Consider the following 16223-nt stretch of genomic DNA (forward strand, 5'->3'; position numbering starts at 1 on the left):
AAAAGCTCTGCGTACTTCTTTGCACGCAGAGCCTAGAATCTTCTTAACTAGCCCTGGTTTTGTTTTTCGACAGGAAGGTACAAATGAACTGTCGGCTGTTTTTCACAGCATGAAAATTATACCACAGAAAATCAGTTTGTCAAATTGGTTTTTCTATTTTAACGAAATGGTATCCTATTTCCCATATTCTATTCTCCCAGGAAATATCTTCCGTAAGCATCTGCTGCCTTAATTGCTGCGCATACAGTCTCAGGTGTCACCTCAAATGGCATGTTATGAAGTGTATCATTCTCTGCACAGGCTGCTGTCGCAACTGCCATAAGCTTCTCGTCTGTCACTTCTGTGATACCAAGTTCTTTTAATGTAACAGGAAGTCCCAGTTCAATGCACCAATCTATAATGTCTTCCAGTTCTTCTGCCGGAATGTCTTCCAGAACAAGCTGTGTGATTGTTCCAAATGCAACTTTCTCTCCATGATACATATGATGACACTCGTCCAAAACTGTGAATCCATTATGGATTGCATGTGCTCCTGCAAGACCGCCACTCTCAAATCCGATTCCACTAAGCAATGTATTAGCTTCAATTACCTTCTCAACAGCTTTTGTGCAGGCTCCTGCTTCCAGAGCAAGTTTTGCCTTCACACCTTCATTCATCAATGTATCAAAGCACAGTTTTGCGAGTGACATCGCTGCCATAGTAACATTTCCACCAGCACAAGTTGTTGCTTCGCTAGCCTGACAGGCTCTTGCTTCAAAATAAGTTGCAAGTGCATCACCCATTCCGGAAACTGTCAGTCTGACTGGTGATTTTGCAATGATTTCTGTGTCCATCAGAACCATGTTTGGATTAGCTGGGAGGAATAAGTATTCTTCGAATACGCCTTCATCAGTATAAATAACAGAAAGTGCACTGCATGGCGCATCTGTAGATGCAATTGTCGGACAGATCAGTACCGGCACTTCTTTGTAATAAGCAACTGCTTTCGCAGTATCAAGGATCTTTCCTCCGCCAATACCAATAACAACATCACAGCCCTTTTCATTCATAACGGCTACCAAACGATTAATTTCTGTCTTGCTACATTCTCTGTTGAAATACTCATACACTGGTTCAATATCATATCCTTCAAATCCAACTTTGAGAACGTCTTCAATACGTTTATACCCCGACTCTGTGATCAGTACAAGTGCTTTTTTACCATACTTCTGAGCATATTCACCCAGCTTTTTCATCTCACCTGCACCTTGAACATATTTGCTCGGACTACATAAAATATTTGCCATTTTTGTCTGCCTCCTAAACTCTTTATTTGTATGTTATTAAATTAACAATCTAAAGATATTGTAGTCCTTATCTACAAAAGTGTCAATAAAATCCAATTGAATTTTCTGTAAGAAATCGGCTATATAATCACTACTCACAGCTGTCTGTATCAAACAACCCTTTTATTCATCTCAACGTGCAAATAGCCCCGTAAAAAATCCTCTTTTCTTCACCTGCTGAACTTCTGCTCCGCTTCTCATGATCAATGCAAACATTCCCATATTGCGAAGATCCTGCCGAAGGTTCACTGCCTGCCCCTCTGCCAAACCGTCTTTTACCAGGAAAGGCGTATCATTCAGACTCACATTCTTCGGGAAATCATATTTTCTCGCGATGCTTACAAACTCTGACCTCTTTCCGATGTAATCAACCATACTTCCAAGCGCGATCACCTGTTTTGAAGGATACACCGATGGCTCTACTTCATACACTTCTTTTTCATCACCGACTGGTTCAAACTTATATTTTGCTGTATAGAAATCCAGTGCCTCCTCAATATAAGAACACGCCTCTCCGTCAAGCTCTTCATACAAAACACACGGCAAACTTGCTACAATTCTTCTTGTTTCTGTTTTTTCCATTCCTGTTAAAATCTGCAGAAATTTAGCAACTTCCAATTCTTTTCCGTTACAATCAATTAATGTTACTTTATAAAATAGTTCTTTGTTTATCATAGCCTTGCTCCATTTTCATTTTTTATAACAAAAATTTTATTTTATTATAACTGAAACAGGGTGATACTGTCTACAGATTTTCTGTTTACAGCACCACCCTGTATTTTACTTATTTTCTCACTGAATAAAATTTAAAAATTCTCAGATTTCATTTCCAGCCTGATATCCGCTGCGGATTGCTGCTGAGATATCTGCTGTTCTCTCACCGCTACAGTCTCCAACATATACAAATGGAACTGTCAGCTTACTGTCGTCGAAGAGATTCTTCTTAGACCCAAGTGCATTCACAATTGTATCAGCTTCAATTGTAACCTCTGACTCGTCTTTTGTATTCACAGCATGAATCACATTATTCTCGATGGAATTCACTCTTGTATTCACATACTCTTTTACATCGTGTTCTTCAAAGTCTTTTTTGATCAGTGGCATTACTGTCTCGGATTCTCCTGTTGCAATCTGATCCAGCATCTCGACAATGCTTACTTTGAGACCTTTCTGTGCAAGGAATTCTGCTGTTTCAGTTCCAACTAATCCTCCGCCAAGTACTGCACATGCTCCACTCACTTCGCATCCTACAAGAACATCCCAGGCAGAAACAACATTGCTGTCTGTAACAGACATTGGAAGATCCATGTTATGCGCACCGATAGCAAGAATTACATGATCAAACTTATTCAGCTCTTCACAATCTGCTTCTGTATTTAATTTCACATCCACAGAGAGTTCCGGGAGAATCTTCTCATAATATTCAATAGATCTTAAAATCTCGCTCTTTCTTGGCGGAACTGCTGCCAAATGAATCTGTCCACCAATCTTATCTGATTTCTCAAATACGGTTACTTCATGTCCACGTTTTGCTGCAACTCTTGCTGCCTCAAGTCCGGCGATTCCGGCACCTACAACTGCAACCTTTTTCTTCTCGTCTGCAGGTTTGATAAATATAGTTCCTTCGTTTCCGTTCTCTGCATTTAATACGCAGGAAATGTATTTACGTCCCTGAATTGCATCTACGCATCCTTTATTACAGTTCAAGCATTCTCTGATGCACTCTCCGGATATAGCTTTATTGGCAATATCTGCATCTGCAAGCATGGAACGTCCATAAGCTACGATATCGGCATCTCCGTCTTCGAGGATCTTCTCTCCTGCTTCTAAGCTGACAACACGACCAACTGTTGCAACCGGAACGGATACCAGTTTTTTCACTTCTCTGGCTACCGGAAGTGTCCAGTTATATGGAACATCTCCCATTGGCGGGATTGTATCTCCCATATTTCCTGTATGGTTCGCCTGAGCAACCTGGATCATATCGATTCCTGCCTCTTCAAGCATCTTGGCAAAACGGATTCCTTCTTCTGCCTCAAGTCCACCTTTTCCACGAAGTGTTCCATCTGGATTTACGGTGATGATTGGCAACTTGTACTCGATCATAAGATCCGGTGCTGCTTCTTTAATTGCTGCTACTACTTCGAGTGCATATCTTGTACGGTTCTCAAGACTTCCCCCGTACTGATCTTCTCTGTGATTCAGAATTTTTGAGCAAAGGGAACCAAGAAGACGATCTCCATGTACTTCAATCGCATCGATTCCTGCTTTCTGCGCCTTTGCTGCACATGCAGCGATACTGTTTTTAATATCTTCTAACTGTTCAACCGTTGCCTCTGTTACAAAATGCTGCATATCATGATGAAGTTTTGCATAAGCGCCTTTCGTAAGTCTGTCGCATTCTTCCATCTGTTTCTTTGCTTCTTCTGCGTTTCCCTCTGCCTGTGCTTTTGCCGCAGCCTGTCTTGCAATACCTGCCTCCATGATCATGCGTCCAACTCCAGGAACATCATACTCCGGATGGAATAACTGAAGTGCAAGCTTACAGTCATACTTATGTAATGTGTCTGCCAGATTTTTATATACCGGAATCTGGCTGTCATCATAAAGCTTTGGTGTCGGTGAAGCTGTTCTTACAGGAGCTACATCTCCGATAACAACATATGCTGCTCCACCTTTCGCAAGTCTTTCATAGAAATTCAGGCTTCTCTCCCCAATCGATCCGTCTCTTTCTTCATATCCTGTTGTGAGTGGTGGAAACATGATTCTATTTTTAAAAGTAAGATTTCCAACTTTAATTGGTTCTGATAATTTATTCCCCATCTTTTTTCTCCTTTTTTCAATTACAGTTCTTCTGCCAGTTTATGTCCTGCAGCAATTGCATCTTTCAAAGTTCCGACTTTGTCACAGTCTCCGATAAAATGAACTCTCTCTTCTGTAGTCTCTACCTTGTTCGGTGCATAACCGACTGCAAAGATCAGTGTATCCGCATCTGTGATATGATATTCCTGTCCGTCTTTCTCATAAGTGATCGTAGTCTCATCAACCTTCGTCACCTGACTGTTCAATTCAATCTTCACACCTTTTCTCTTGAGTCTCATTGTCAGCTGGCTCTTAGCTGCTCCGCCTTCTCCCGGCATCAGTGACGCTGTCATCTCGATCACTGTAATGTCACGGTTTGCAGGGAACATATCATCAATCAGTGGTGCAAGATAGTCTGCTGTCTCACATCCAACAGATCCACCACCAAGAATAACAATCTTTCTTCCCGGATATTTTCTTCCTGCAAGTACATCATCTGCTGTCATTGTCTGCTTAAATACTTTGAATGGAGGGATTTCTTTCGGAACTGCTCCTGTAGAACAGACAACCTCATAATCCTTAAATTCTCCCGCAAGCATTTCCGGTGTTACTTCGCAGTTCATACGAACTTCAATTCCTTCATTTCTCAGACGACGTGCCATGAATTTAATCACTTTACAAAGTTCCTGCTTAGCGATTGGGACTGCTGCAAGTCTTAAAAGACCTCCGAACTCTCCGCTTTTTTCGCAGAGAATAACTTCATGTCCGCGTTTCTTAGCAACGTAAGCTGTTTCCATTCCTGCCGGACCTGCACCGATCACAAGAACTTTCTTCTTCTCATCTGCTTCTTTGATCTCGTCAGACTCTACAGATGGATTCACTGTACAGCTGATCGGATTACCAAACATAATTCCTGTCAGGCAGCGTCCACATCCGATACATGGACGGATATCATCTGTTTTTCCTTCTGCAGCTTTATTAACAAATTCACTGTCACATAGGTTCGGACGACCGATCATACAGATATCTGTCTTTCCGTTTGCGATAAGTTCTTCCGCCACCCATGGTTCATTGATTCTTGCAACTGTAGATACCGGAATGTTCACATGCTTTCTGATCTCCTCACTTGCGTGTGCATGCGGTGCCGGTGATGTACCAGGTGCAGGCATGGAACTTCCTCTCTTGATTGTATTTCCTCCGGAAACATGGATGAAATCAACACCTGTTTTCTCAAGCTGTTTGGATACATAGATCATGTCGTTCAGTGTCAGACCACCTTCACTGTACTCATCTCCTGAAATACGAACATCAATAATGAAATCATCACCACAAAGTTCACGGATCTTTGCAATTACTTCAAGTGTCAGTCTGAGACGTCCGTTAATGTCTCCGCCGTACTCATCTGTTCTCTTATTATAAAGTGGTGTAAGGAATCCACCGAGCAGTCCATGCGCATGTGCACACTGAATCTCAACTCCGTCTCCGCCTGCGATCTGAAAACGGCGTGCAGCCTCTCCAAACTGCTGAACAAGTACATGCAGTTCTTCTACTGTTACTGCTCTCGGTGCTGATTTTGCATAATAAGGACCAACATTGGACGGTGCAATCAGCTGAGGTGTTCCCGGAATTGGAAATGCCATATAAGCCGGATGAAATAGCTGTGCTAAAATCTTCGTATCATACTGATGTACTGCATCTACCAGTTTCTTCCATCCCGGAATATAAGAGTCATCATAGATTGACATATCTCCCGGCAAGTATGTATATACCGGCTCTACTGTCGTAACTTCTGTAACAATCAGTCCAACTCCGCCCTTCGCTCTGGCTGAATAATGCTCAACCAGCGCATCTGTCACATAGCCTTTATCTGCCATGTTTGTGGAAATCGGCGGCATAAAGATTCTGTTCTTTACCGTTGTCTTTCCAATCTTAATTGGTTCAAATAAATGTGGAAAATATTCATTCATCTTCTGTTCCTCCAATTTGTTTTCTTTTCCCGTTCTTTTATCATCTCGCTGCAGATTGAAATTGATAAATTTTTCACTATTATATTATACCAGTTTTTTAATAATTATGGTGTTGTATTTGTATGATTTTTATAACTAATTCTCTTACAAATCAATATGATTATGCAAATAATCAAAAAGAGTTTCTGAATCTTGTGAATTTTCACACAATCCAAAAACTCTTTTTGTTCATCTTGTTCTTTTGTCTTACGATTATTTTAACTTATAATCATTTCTGCTTCTGTGTATATCTTAACTTTAGACATTGAATACTGACGAATCTTTTTATCCAGTAAATCCATTGTAAGAAGAACACCTTCTATTTCAGATATCCTTATTTGTACCAACTTTAGATCCTGATATATATAGTCAGGAATCATACCAAATCCGACAACTTTCACTTCCTGTGGGATGTTCACTCCATACTTTCGAAGCGCCGTCAACGCACCGATTGAAATCTGTTGATTTTCAAATAAAATTCCTTGCGGAAGCGGATTTTTTCTCAACCAGTCTAACAAAGTCTCCGTTATCTTTGGAATTTCATCTCCAAGATCAAGAATATGTTTTGCAGATGCAGTATCTTCGTTAGACTTTGTATTTAAAAATGCTTCTTTACGAACTCGATAATTATAATTATCTTTCCCTGTGCAGAAATAATAAATATCTGATGCACCTTCCTTGTACAGATAATCCACAGCACTTTTTAGCATTTGTCTATTGTCTGCACATACGCTGCTATACCGACTATTTGGAAGTTCACAGTCATAAAGAACCAATGGTTTTTTGATTCTTTCAAGCAGGTTTTGATCTTCTTCTTTTAATTCGGTTCCAAAAAGAAGAACGCCTGCCACAAAATCCATATTACATTCCGTAATTACTGCTTCTGTTTGCGCAATGTCATCATTTAAATACGTCACTCCATAAAGATATCCAAGTCTTCTTGCTTCAGAATCAAATGTAGCAAATACATCTGACCAGAGATCTGTTTCTGAATTACACGCAGCACCTTTGCTGTGATTAACGATCACTATTTTGATCATCTGATTCACCGGATGGCCAGACACTGTAACAATATTCTCTTTTACCGGAATTACTCCGTTATTCTTCTTCATTTCTTCCAGACATTCCAAAACCATTCTTCTGGTTTCTTCATTGACTCCCGGCTTTCCGTTCACCGCAAGCGAAACTGTCGCTTTGGAAACTCCGAGATGCCTTGCAATGTCTACCATCTTTATCTTCATGTGTGATGCCTCGTTTTTTCTAGATTGTAGTAAAATTAATTTCAAAATCGTCATATATTCAAACTTTAACTATTTCTGAAAATGAATACTGTTCGTAATCATTAATTCTTATATTCCTTTATTATCCTATATAACTCATTGTTTTAATTATTATAACAAACTATCTTGAAATAAGACAGTTTTTTGTGGGTAATATTTATGGATTAAAATATTTACGGATTATATTTTTGTTGCTCTTCATTTCATACATGTAGCTATGAACACATTTTTAGGAAAAATAAAAAATAGACAATGAACACTTTGAATTGCGAACATTGTCTATTTTCAACCTTTGATTTTACTGGGATTCTTAGAATTTACCAGCCTTTGCAGCTTCTTCTACAGCAACTGCTACAGCAACAGTCATACCAACCATCGGGTTGTTTCCTGCTCCGATAAGTCCCATCATCTCAACGTGAGCCGGTACAGATGAAGATCCAGCGAACTGTGCATCAGAGTGCATACGTCCCATTGTATCTGTCATTCCGTAAGAAGCCGGTCCAGCTGCCATGTTGTCTGGGTGAAGTGTACGTCCTGTACCACCACCTGAAGCAACTGAGAAGTATTTCTTTCCAGCTTCGATACGCTCTTTCTTATATGTTCCTGCTACTGGGTGCTGGAATCTTGTAGGGTTTGTAGAGTTACCTGTGATAGATACGTCTACATTCTCTTTCCACATGATCTTAACACCTTCTACTACGTCGTTAGCTCCGTAGCAGTTAACTTTCGCACGAAGTCCTTCAGAGTATGCTTTACGGAATACTTCTTTCAGTTCTCCTGTGTGATAGTCAAGCTCTGTCTCAACATATGTAAATCCGTTGATACGTGCGATGATCTGAGCAGCGTCTTTTCCAAGACCGTTCAGGATAACACGCAGAGGTTTTTTACGAACTTTGTTTGCTTTCTCAGCGATACCGATAGCACCCTCAGCTGCTGCGAATGACTCGTGTCCAGCCAGGAATGCGAAGCACTCTGTATCTTCTTCAAGAAGCATTTTTCCAAGGTTACCATGTCCAAGACCAACTTTTCTCTGATCTGCAACAGATCCCGGAATACAGAAAGACTGAAGTCCTTCTCCGATTGCTGCTGCTGCATCAGCTGCCTTTGTACATCCCTTTTTGATTGCGATAGCAGCACCTACTGTGTAAGCCCACTTAGCGTTCTCGAAACAGATTGGCTGAATTCCTTCAACCATCTTGTAAACGTCAAGACCAGCTGCTTTAGTTACTTCTGCAGCTTCTTCGATGGAGTTGATTCCATACTCAGCGAGTTTTGCAAGAATCTGTTTTTCTCTTCTTTCATATGATTCAAATAATGCCATTGAAATAGTCCTCCTTACTCTTTTCTTGGGTCAATGATCTTAACAGCATCGTCAACACGTCCGTACTGTCCTTTTGCTTTCTCAAGCGCTACAGCCGGCTCGTCTCCAGCTTTGATGAAGTCCATCATCTTACCGAAGTTTACAAACTGATATCCGATGATCTCGTCATCTTCGTTCAGTGCGATTCCTGTTACATAACCATCTGTCATCTCAAGATAACGAGGTCCTTTTTTCAGTGTTCCGTACATTGTACCAACCTGTGAACGAAGTCCTTTTCCAAGGTCCTCAAGTCCTGCTCCTATCGGAAGTCCGTCCTCTGAGAATGCACTCTGAGTTCTTCCGTAAACAATCTGAAGGAACAGTTCTCTCATAGCTGTGTTGATAGCATCACATACAAGGTCTGTATTCAGAGCTTCAAGAAGTGTTCTTCCCGGAAGGATCTCAGAAGCCATAGCTGCGGAATGTGTCATTCCTGAACATCCGATTGTCTCAACAAGTGCCTCCTGGATGATTCCGTCTTTTACGTTCAGTGTGAGCTTACAAGTACCCTGCTGTGGAGCACACCAGCCTACACCGTGTGTAAGTCCGGAGATATCTTTGATTTCTTTTGCCTTTACCCATTTAGCTTCTTCTGGAATTGGAGCTGCGCCATGGTTTACGCCCTGGGCTACCGGACACATCATTTCTACTTCGTGTGAATAAATCATGTTAATACTCCTTTCAATATGTATGATTTTCTTCGTATACGGTACACTATTTTTTTCGCACAAAAACTGACAGCTCTGCATTATTTTTTAACACTGAACTGTCTGCGCGGTGAGAAGTTGATTTGTCACCTGCCACAAACTCTTTCTCCCTGCACCATATGTATTTATTTTCGCACAATTTGTCGCATTCGTCAATCACAACTTTGACAAGATTTTCACCATCTGAGGGAAAGAATTATATAAATATGACACTTGACAAATTTATGTATAAGAAAAGCAGCTTCTGTATCCTTTTGGAAACAGTTACTGCTTCAACTTAATCTTTTCTTATTACACCGACATCTCTTCCACCAGACGTTCCTTCAGCATCTCCAATGCTGCTTTCACAGTATCCAATCTGTTCTCCATCCGGCTTCCATTCCAACGACACTCTTTCACTGTCGTCTTCCCATTCAGATAACACCCAATATATACAAGACCAACCGGCTTTTCTTCTGTTCCACCTCCAGGCCCTGCAATTCCTGTTGCACTTAGTGCCGCATCCGCATTCGCAGCCTTTGCAGCACCCTCAGCCATCTCATGCGCTGTCTGTTCACTCACGGCACCGTAAGTTTCAAGTGTCTCATGAGAAACGTGAATTAGACGTTCCTTTGCCTCATTCGAATACGTAACGTATCCCTCGTTCAGCACATCTGATGCTCCTGCCACATTGACTAACGTTCCTGCAATCAATCCACCTGTACAGGATTCTGCTGTTGTCACATGAAGTTTACGCTCTGCAAGAAGATCTACTACAACTTCTTCCAGACTTTTCTCACCTGCAGCTTTCTCTTTAAAAAACCACTCCAGATACATCTCTTACATGCCTCCCTTTGTAAGAACCTCTCTGTTTGCCCACACATAGTCTACCAGAGAAATCACAGTAAGTGCTGTGGCAATCCAGATCAGTACTGTTCCAACCATGTCGAATACACCGCCAAAATCAGCAATCAGAACAATGATCATTGCCATCTGGGATACTGTCTTGAATTTTCCCCAGTAATTTGCTGCGATAACAACGCCATTATCAGATGCTACCAGACGGAAACCACTGATAATAAACTCTCTTGCAATAATAACAATAACAACTGCTGTCGGAAGTTTTCCTGAAGGAATCAGACAGATCATTGCTGAGCAGACAAGAAGTTTATCTGCCAGCGGATCCATAAACTTTCCAAAATTTGTTACAAGATTGTATTTTCTTGCAATCTTACCATCCAGCATATCTGTCAGACTTGCAACAATAAAAAGTACAAGTGCGATCCATTTATTCGCAGCTCCGCCTACATCTGTCAACATAAAGAAAACAAAAAACGGAACCATAATCACACGTAATACTGTTAATTTATTTGGTAAATTCATACTACATCAACTCTCCTATCAAATCATAATCTAATGCTCCGGTCACTTTAACCTTTGCAAAATCTCCGGAAATCAATTCTACGTCAGTATTGATAAAGATCAGGCCGTCTACATTCGGTGCATCACGATAAGTTCTTCCAACGTAGGCATTCTCATCTGCGACTTTACCTTCGATCATGACAAGAACTTCTCTTCCAATCATGTCTTCCGCTTTATCGAATGCAATTTCCTGCTGAAGTTCCATGATATCTGCCTGACGATTCTCTTTCACTTCTTCATCAATCTGATCTTCGAATGTGGCTGCCGGTGTATCTTCCTCCGGAGAATACGTAAATGCTCCAAGACGATCAAACTCAAGTGTGTCAATGAATTCCATCACCTCTTCATGCTGCTCCTGCGTCTCTCCCGGAAATCCTGTGATCAGTGTTGTTCTAAGACAGATATCCGGAATTTCCTTACGAAGCTTCTGCACAATGTCGATCAGCTCCTGTTTTGAAGTTCTGCGTCCCATTCTCTTCAAGATGGTATCATTCGCATGCTGGATTGGGAGATCAAGATAATGACAGATTTTCGGTTCTTCTTTCATTACCTGGATCAGTTCATCTGTGATTTCCTCCGGATAACAATATAAAATACGGATCCAACGGATTCCACTGATCTTGCAAAGTTCACGGAGCAGCTTTGGAAGAGATTTCTCTCCATAAAGATCTTTTCCATAAAGCGTTGTCTCCTGAGCAACAAGAATCAATTCTTTTACGCCCTGCTCTGCCAGATCCTGTGCTTCTTTCAGAAGGCGTTCCATCGGTACACTTCTAAAGTTTCCACGGATTTTCGGAATGATGCAGTACGTACAATGTTTGTCACATCCTTCTGCGATCTTCAGATATGCAAAATGTCCTCCTGTTGTTACAAGACGCTTCGTCTCCGGTAATGGAAGAGCATCAAGGTCAGCTGTCATAACTTCATGCTGTCCGGCAAGTGCCGCATCTACCGCATCCAGAATGCGATCATATGCAGTTGTTCCAAGAACTTCATCTACCTCCGGAATCTCATCAAGAATCTCCTGACGATAACGCTCTGCCATACATCCTGTAACGATCAATGCCTTTGCACTGCCATTCTTCTTATATTCTGCCATCTCAAGAATATTCTGGATGCTTTCCTCTTTCGCATCATGGATAAAACAACAGGTGTTGATCACAATAATATCAGCCTCCTGTTCATCATTCGTCATCTCGTAACCTCTTGAAGCAAGCATTCCAAGCATTACTTCTGTATCCACCAGATTTTTATCACATCCTAAGGATATAAAAAGTATCTTCATATATTAGTAAAACCTCCTGGTCATCCTCTCTAAAAAATATAAATAAATCTCACCTTCTGTGCATCATTTCATACATTCCATGCATGTACAAAACGTTCAACAACAACGTCAAAAGAGCAGATTGCACTTTTCTGCATCTGCTCCGTTACTGTTCTGATTCTACTCTTCGTCAGTGTCCTCAGGTAAGATCTTAAGCTCACCTTCATTCAGTTCTTCGATTGCAATGGAAAGCGGCTTCTGTCCGTCTTTCACAGGTACAAGCGGAAGTTCTCCGGCGATCAGCTGTCTTGCACGCTTAGATGTAGCCATTACGATAGAATAACGGCTGTTTACAACCTTAGAATCTCCCTCTTCAACGTCTTTGTTAACTACTTTCATCAAGTCAGTATAAGATGGATGCAGCATATTAATTTTCTCCTTTCAACTCTTCCAATTCTTCTTTTATGTCATTCATAAAATTCACATTGCGTGAACTTCTGTGGTGTTCTCCCTGGATAATAGAATGCATCTCTTCAACACAATCATCCAGTTCATCATTCACGACAAGATAGTCATAAGCACTCATTCCCTCTGCCTCTTCACAGGCACGGTTCATTCTGGACTCAATAACCTCCATCGTCTCTGTCCCTCTTCCTACCAGACGGGACTTCAATTCTCTGGCATTCGGCGGTGTCACAAACATCAGAAGCGTATCCGGGAACTTTTCTTTCACTTTCAGTGCTCCCTGAATCTCAATCTCAAGAATCACATCTTTCCCTTCATCCAACATCTTCTCAACATATGCACGCGGTGTGCCATAATAGTTTTCCACATATTTAGCATACTCTATCAATTCATTATTGGCAATCATTTTTTCAAATTTCTCCCTGGAAAGGAAGAAATATTCTCTGCCATCTACTTCCCCGTCACGTGGACCTCTTGTTGTCGCAGAGATGGATAAAGCATAATTCTCCGGATATTTTCTCATTAATTCTTTCATCAATGTACCTTTTCCGGCTCCTGAGAATCCGGATACGACAATTAAAATACCTTTCTTATTCATGATCCTGCCCTCTTTTACTCTATTCTATATTCTGTATCTGCTCTCTGATCTTCTCAATCTCTGTCTTCAGACTGATCGCATGATTGGAAACCTCGATATCATTCGCTTTAGACAAAATCGTATTTGCTTCGCGATTCATCTCCTGCGCAATGAAATCCAGCTTACGCCCGATTCCTTCTTTCTCCTCCAATGTTGCTCTCATATGCTGAATATGGCTCTTCAACCGCACAACTTCCTCATCTGTACAGATCTTATCTGCATACAGAATCACTTCTGCTGCCAGGCGGTTTTCTTCCATCTGTGTATCTGCCAGCAACTCAGCCACTTTCTCTTCCAGCTTCTGTCGGTATTCTGCCACAATCTGTGGAGAACGTTCTTCTACCGCAGAGACTTCCTGCTCCAGAAATGTAAGCTTCGCAAGAATATCTTTCTTCAGGTTCTCGCCCTCTGTTATTCTCGTCTCAACAAACTGTGTAAAAGCCCCTTCCAGTGCTTTCTTCAGTCCATTCCAAAGCTCCTCTTCATCTTCCACTTGCTCTTCCATCGTAAGAACTTCCGGAAATCTTGCAAGTGCAGATACGCTGATGTCATTTTCCAGCCCGAATTCTTCTTCCATCTGCTTAAAATACTTCATATATTCCGCCGCGATCAATGGATTATATTTCACAGAGCTCTGCGCCTGTGACAGATCTTCATATGTAATAAAGATATCAACTTTCCCGCGGTTCGCATAAGACTTCAGAAGTGTCCGGATGGATGTTTCAAAAAAATTAAGTTTCTTCGGCATTCTGATGTTCACATCAAGATAACGGTGGTTTACACTCTTTAACTCAACGGTAAACTTCTTGGAATCCTGCTGAATCTCACATCTGCCAAAGCCTGTCATACTTTTGATCATTGTCTTCATCCTCTGTTTACTATAATCTAATCTATTATACATCAAATGTTTGTAAATGGTCAACAAGTCTTTTATAAAGATTCGATTTATGTTACAATAAAAAAACATGAAAATAAACGTTACTGTTCACTCCCGTGTCAATCACTCCGCTGATTGACACGGAGGATGCGTGTTTTGACTTGAATGCATCTCGCCCCATCGCCAAAGGCGATTTAAAATGGCGAGATGCGTTGCTGGTCGCACATCGTGTGAACAGTAACAAACCTTTTATTCAGGAGGAAACAATATGGCTTTTGATGGAATCGTTGTGGCGAGTCTCGCCAGCGAATTAAAACATAAATTATTAAACGGAAGAATTTCAAAGATTGCACAACCGGAAGCGGATGAGCTTCTTCTGACAGTCAAAGCAACGGAAGGTCAGTATCGTCTGTCGATTTCGGCGGATGCTTCTCTTCCGCTGGTCTATCTGACCTCGAAGAATAAGCCAAGTCCGATGACTGCCCCAAACTTCTGTATGCTTCTTCGTAAACATATCAGCGGCGGCCGCATTGTTGATATCTGGCAGCCGGGACTTGAGCGTATTATTCATTTTACAATTGAACATCTCGATGAACTTGGTGACCTCTGCCGGAAAGATCTGATCGTCGAGATCATGGGAAAACACAGCAATATTATTTTCTGTAACGATCAGGGTAAGATCATTGACAGTATCAAACATGTATCTGCACAGATGAGTTCTGTCCGGGAAGTTCTTCCGGGAAGAGAGTATTTCATTCCGGACACCATGCAGAAAGTAGATCCGCTCACGGTAACTTCTGAAGAATTCGCAGCGCATCTGACAGGTAAACCAATGCCACTTGCCAAAGCAATTTACACAAGTTTTACCGGAATCAGTCCTGTAACCGCGGAGGAGATCTGCTCCCTTGCAGGAATGGATTCTTCTGTCCCGGCCCAGGAGTATTCTGCTGATATTTTACTTCATCTATATACACAGTTTGAGATTTATTTATCCGCGATCAAAGAAGATACCTTTTCACCCGGTATTTATTTCGATGGAAAAGAGCCAAAAGAATTCTCTGCTCTTCCACTGAGTCATTTTGTCAACTATACAAGGGTAGAATATGATTCTGTTTCCGAAGTACTTGAAACTTATTATTCGACACGCAGTCTCATTACCCGCATCCGACAGAAATCGGTTGATCTGCGTCACGTAGTTCAGACTGCATTAGAACGAAACCGGAAAAAATATGACTTGCAGCTGCGTCAGTTGAAAGACACAGAAAATCGTGAAAAATATAAAGTGTACGGCGAATTGATCAACACTTATGGATACAATCTGGAGGAAGGCGCAAAGACTCTTGAATGCCTAAACTATTACACCAATGAAATGGTATCCATTCCGATGGATCCATTAAAGACACCGCAGGAGAATTCCCAGCGTTATTTTGCAAAATATAACAAGCAAAAACGTACTTTTGAAGCACTTTCTGTTCTTTGCAAAGAGACATTGGACGAGATCACTTATCTGGAATCCATTCAGACGGCACTTGATATTGCACTGACAGAAGATGATCTTGCTGAAATCAAAGAAGAGCTCACAAACTCCGGCTATATCCGCAGAAAATATACAAAGAAAAAAGTCAAGATCAAAAACAAACCACTCCATTACATTTCCAGTGACGGTTATCATATGTATGTCGGAAAGAACAATCTTCAGAATGAAGAACTGACATTCCACTTTGCAGTCGGAAATGACTGGTGGTTCCATGCAAAACAAGCTCCGGGATCCCATGTCATTGTCAAAACACATGGGGATGAACTTCCGGACCGTACATTCGAAGAAGCAGCCAGACTTGCAGCTTATTATTCCAGCATGCGTGGTTCCGATAAAGTTGAGATTGACTACGTGGAGAAAAAACAGGTCAAAAAACCAAATGGTGGGAAACCTGGATTTGTCGTCTATTATACAAATTACTCCATGGTGATTGACAGCGATATCAGCAATATAGAAGAACTTGAGTAATATGAAACCTGTATAATATGAAATAGGTGGTAATAACAAAAAGAAGGAAGACTTCAGCGGCATGTGCCCGGTCTGAAGCTTCCTTCTTTTTATA

General features: G+C 41.2%; 14 protein-coding genes. 1 reads left to right on the forward strand and 13 read right to left on the reverse strand.

Going from position 1 to position 16223, the window contains the following annotated elements; all coding sequences use genetic code 11:
• Positions 1 to 188: 188 nt before the first annotated feature.
• The 13 genes from ACZ47Z_RS08845 to ACZ47Z_RS08905 form a co-directional block, all read right to left on the reverse strand.
• Positions 189 to 1286, reverse strand: coding sequence for a glycerol dehydrogenase (locus ACZ47Z_RS08845; protein ID WP_015529793.1), 1098 nt, complete (start codon positions 1284 to 1286; stop codon positions 189 to 191).
• Between the two features lie 171 nt (positions 1287 to 1457).
• Positions 1458 to 2000 (reverse strand): hypothetical protein, encoded by a 543-nt coding sequence (locus ACZ47Z_RS08850; RefSeq protein ID WP_464525467.1) that lies wholly within the window; start codon positions 1998 to 2000, stop codon positions 1458 to 1460.
• A 141-nt stretch (positions 2001 to 2141) separates the two neighbouring features.
• Positions 2142 to 4148 (reverse strand): bilirubin reductase, long form, encoded by a 2007-nt coding sequence (gene bilR / locus ACZ47Z_RS08855; RefSeq protein WP_464525468.1) that lies wholly within the window; start codon positions 4146 to 4148, stop codon positions 2142 to 2144.
• A gap of 20 nt (positions 4149 to 4168) precedes the next feature.
• The gene (locus ACZ47Z_RS08860) at positions 4169 to 6094 is read right to left on the reverse strand and encodes an oxidoreductase (protein ID WP_464525469.1); all 1926 of its coding nucleotides are present in this window, start codon (positions 6092 to 6094) and stop codon (positions 4169 to 4171) included.
• Positions 6095 to 6351: 257 nt separating this feature from the next.
• Positions 6352 to 7374 (reverse strand): LacI family DNA-binding transcriptional regulator, encoded by a 1023-nt coding sequence (locus ACZ47Z_RS08865; RefSeq protein ID WP_054751326.1) that lies wholly within the window; start codon positions 7372 to 7374, stop codon positions 6352 to 6354.
• Between the two features lie 349 nt (positions 7375 to 7723).
• On the reverse strand, positions 7724 to 8734 hold the full coding sequence (locus ACZ47Z_RS08870) for a GGGtGRT protein (RefSeq protein ID WP_020435632.1): 1011 nt from the start codon (positions 8732 to 8734) through the stop codon (positions 7724 to 7726).
• 14 nt (positions 8735 to 8748) lie between these two features.
• Positions 8749 to 9441, reverse strand: coding sequence for an iron-sulfur cluster assembly scaffold protein (locus tag ACZ47Z_RS08875; RefSeq protein ID WP_023923083.1), 693 nt, complete (start codon positions 9439 to 9441; stop codon positions 8749 to 8751).
• 330 nt (positions 9442 to 9771) lie between these two features.
• Positions 9772 to 10296, reverse strand: a complete 525-nt coding sequence (locus ACZ47Z_RS08880) for a CinA family protein (protein WP_464525470.1) — start codon at positions 10294 to 10296, stop codon at positions 9772 to 9774.
• Between the two features lie 3 nt (positions 10297 to 10299).
• On the reverse strand, positions 10300 to 10842 hold the full coding sequence (gene pgsA, locus ACZ47Z_RS08885) for a CDP-diacylglycerol--glycerol-3-phosphate 3-phosphatidyltransferase (protein WP_015529784.1): 543 nt from the start codon (positions 10840 to 10842) through the stop codon (positions 10300 to 10302).
• A gap of 1 nt (position 10843) precedes the next feature.
• Positions 10844 to 12166: a 30S ribosomal protein S12 methylthiotransferase RimO gene (gene rimO / locus ACZ47Z_RS08890; RefSeq protein WP_464525471.1), complete on the reverse strand. Its 1323-nt coding sequence runs from the start codon at positions 12164 to 12166 to the stop codon at positions 10844 to 10846.
• 159 nt (positions 12167 to 12325) lie between these two features.
• Positions 12326 to 12571 carry a DNA-directed RNA polymerase subunit omega gene (gene rpoZ, locus ACZ47Z_RS08895; protein WP_020435635.1) on the reverse strand — a complete coding sequence of 82 codons (246 nt, stop codon included), beginning with the start codon at positions 12569 to 12571 and terminating at the stop codon, positions 12326 to 12328.
• Between the two features lies 1 nt (position 12572).
• Positions 12573 to 13208: a guanylate kinase gene (gene gmk / locus ACZ47Z_RS08900; RefSeq protein ID WP_015529781.1), complete on the reverse strand. Its 636-nt coding sequence runs from the start codon at positions 13206 to 13208 to the stop codon at positions 12573 to 12575.
• 19 nt (positions 13209 to 13227) lie between these two features.
• Positions 13228 to 14106, reverse strand: coding sequence for a YicC/YloC family endoribonuclease (locus tag ACZ47Z_RS08905; protein ID WP_015529780.1), 879 nt, complete (start codon positions 14104 to 14106; stop codon positions 13228 to 13230).
• 286 nt (positions 14107 to 14392) lie between these two features.
• Here ACZ47Z_RS08905 and ACZ47Z_RS08910 point away from each other — a divergent pair, with 286 nt between their 5' ends.
• Positions 14393 to 16129 carry an Rqc2 family fibronectin-binding protein gene (locus tag ACZ47Z_RS08910; RefSeq protein ID WP_464525472.1) on the forward strand — a complete coding sequence of 579 codons (1737 nt, stop codon included), beginning with the start codon at positions 14393 to 14395 and terminating at the stop codon, positions 16127 to 16129.
• The last annotated feature ends 94 nt before the right edge of the window (positions 16130 to 16223 follow it).

The sequence above is a fragment of the Mediterraneibacter faecis genome (genome assembly GCF_055383675.1).

Bases quoted from the DNA above. Each gene is read 5' to 3' on its own strand.
- ACZ47Z_RS08910 (WP_464525472.1), top strand. From the start codon at position 14,393: ATGGCTTTTGATGGAATCGTTGTGGCGAGTCTCGCCAGCGAATTAAAA.
- pgsA (WP_015529784.1), bottom strand. From the start codon at position 10,842: ATGAATTTACCAAATAAATTAACAGTATTACGTGTGATTATGGTTCCG.
- rimO (WP_464525471.1), bottom strand. From the start codon at position 12,166: ATGAAGATACTTTTTATATCCTTAGGATGTGATAAAAATCTGGTGGAT.
- ACZ47Z_RS08905 (WP_015529780.1), bottom strand. From the start codon at position 14,106: ATGATCAAAAGTATGACAGGCTTTGGCAGATGTGAGATTCAGCAGGAT.
- ACZ47Z_RS08860 (WP_464525469.1), bottom strand. From the start codon at position 6,094: ATGAATGAATATTTTCCACATTTATTTGAACCAATTAAGATTGGAAAG.
- rpoZ (WP_020435635.1), bottom strand. From the start codon at position 12,571: ATGCTGCATCCATCTTATACTGACTTGATGAAAGTAGTTAACAAAGAC.
- ACZ47Z_RS08875 (WP_023923083.1), bottom strand. From the start codon at position 9,441: ATGATTTATTCACACGAAGTAGAAATGATGTGTCCGGTAGCCCAGGGC.
- ACZ47Z_RS08880 (WP_464525470.1), bottom strand. From the start codon at position 10,296: ATGTATCTGGAGTGGTTTTTTAAAGAGAAAGCTGCAGGTGAGAAAAGT.
- ACZ47Z_RS08845 (WP_015529793.1), bottom strand. From the start codon at position 1,286: ATGGCAAATATTTTATGTAGTCCGAGCAAATATGTTCAAGGTGCAGGT.
- bilR (WP_464525468.1), bottom strand. From the start codon at position 4,148: ATGGGGAATAAATTATCAGAACCAATTAAAGTTGGAAATCTTACTTTT.
- gmk (WP_015529781.1), bottom strand. From the start codon at position 13,208: ATGAATAAGAAAGGTATTTTAATTGTCGTATCCGGATTCTCAGGAGCC.
- ACZ47Z_RS08870 (WP_020435632.1), bottom strand. From the start codon at position 8,734: ATGGCATTATTTGAATCATATGAAAGAAGAGAAAAACAGATTCTTGCA.
- ACZ47Z_RS08850 (WP_464525467.1), bottom strand. From the start codon at position 2,000: ATGATAAACAAAGAACTATTTTATAAAGTAACATTAATTGATTGTAAC.
- ACZ47Z_RS08865 (WP_054751326.1), bottom strand. From the start codon at position 7,374: ATGAAGATAAAGATGGTAGACATTGCAAGGCATCTCGGAGTTTCCAAA.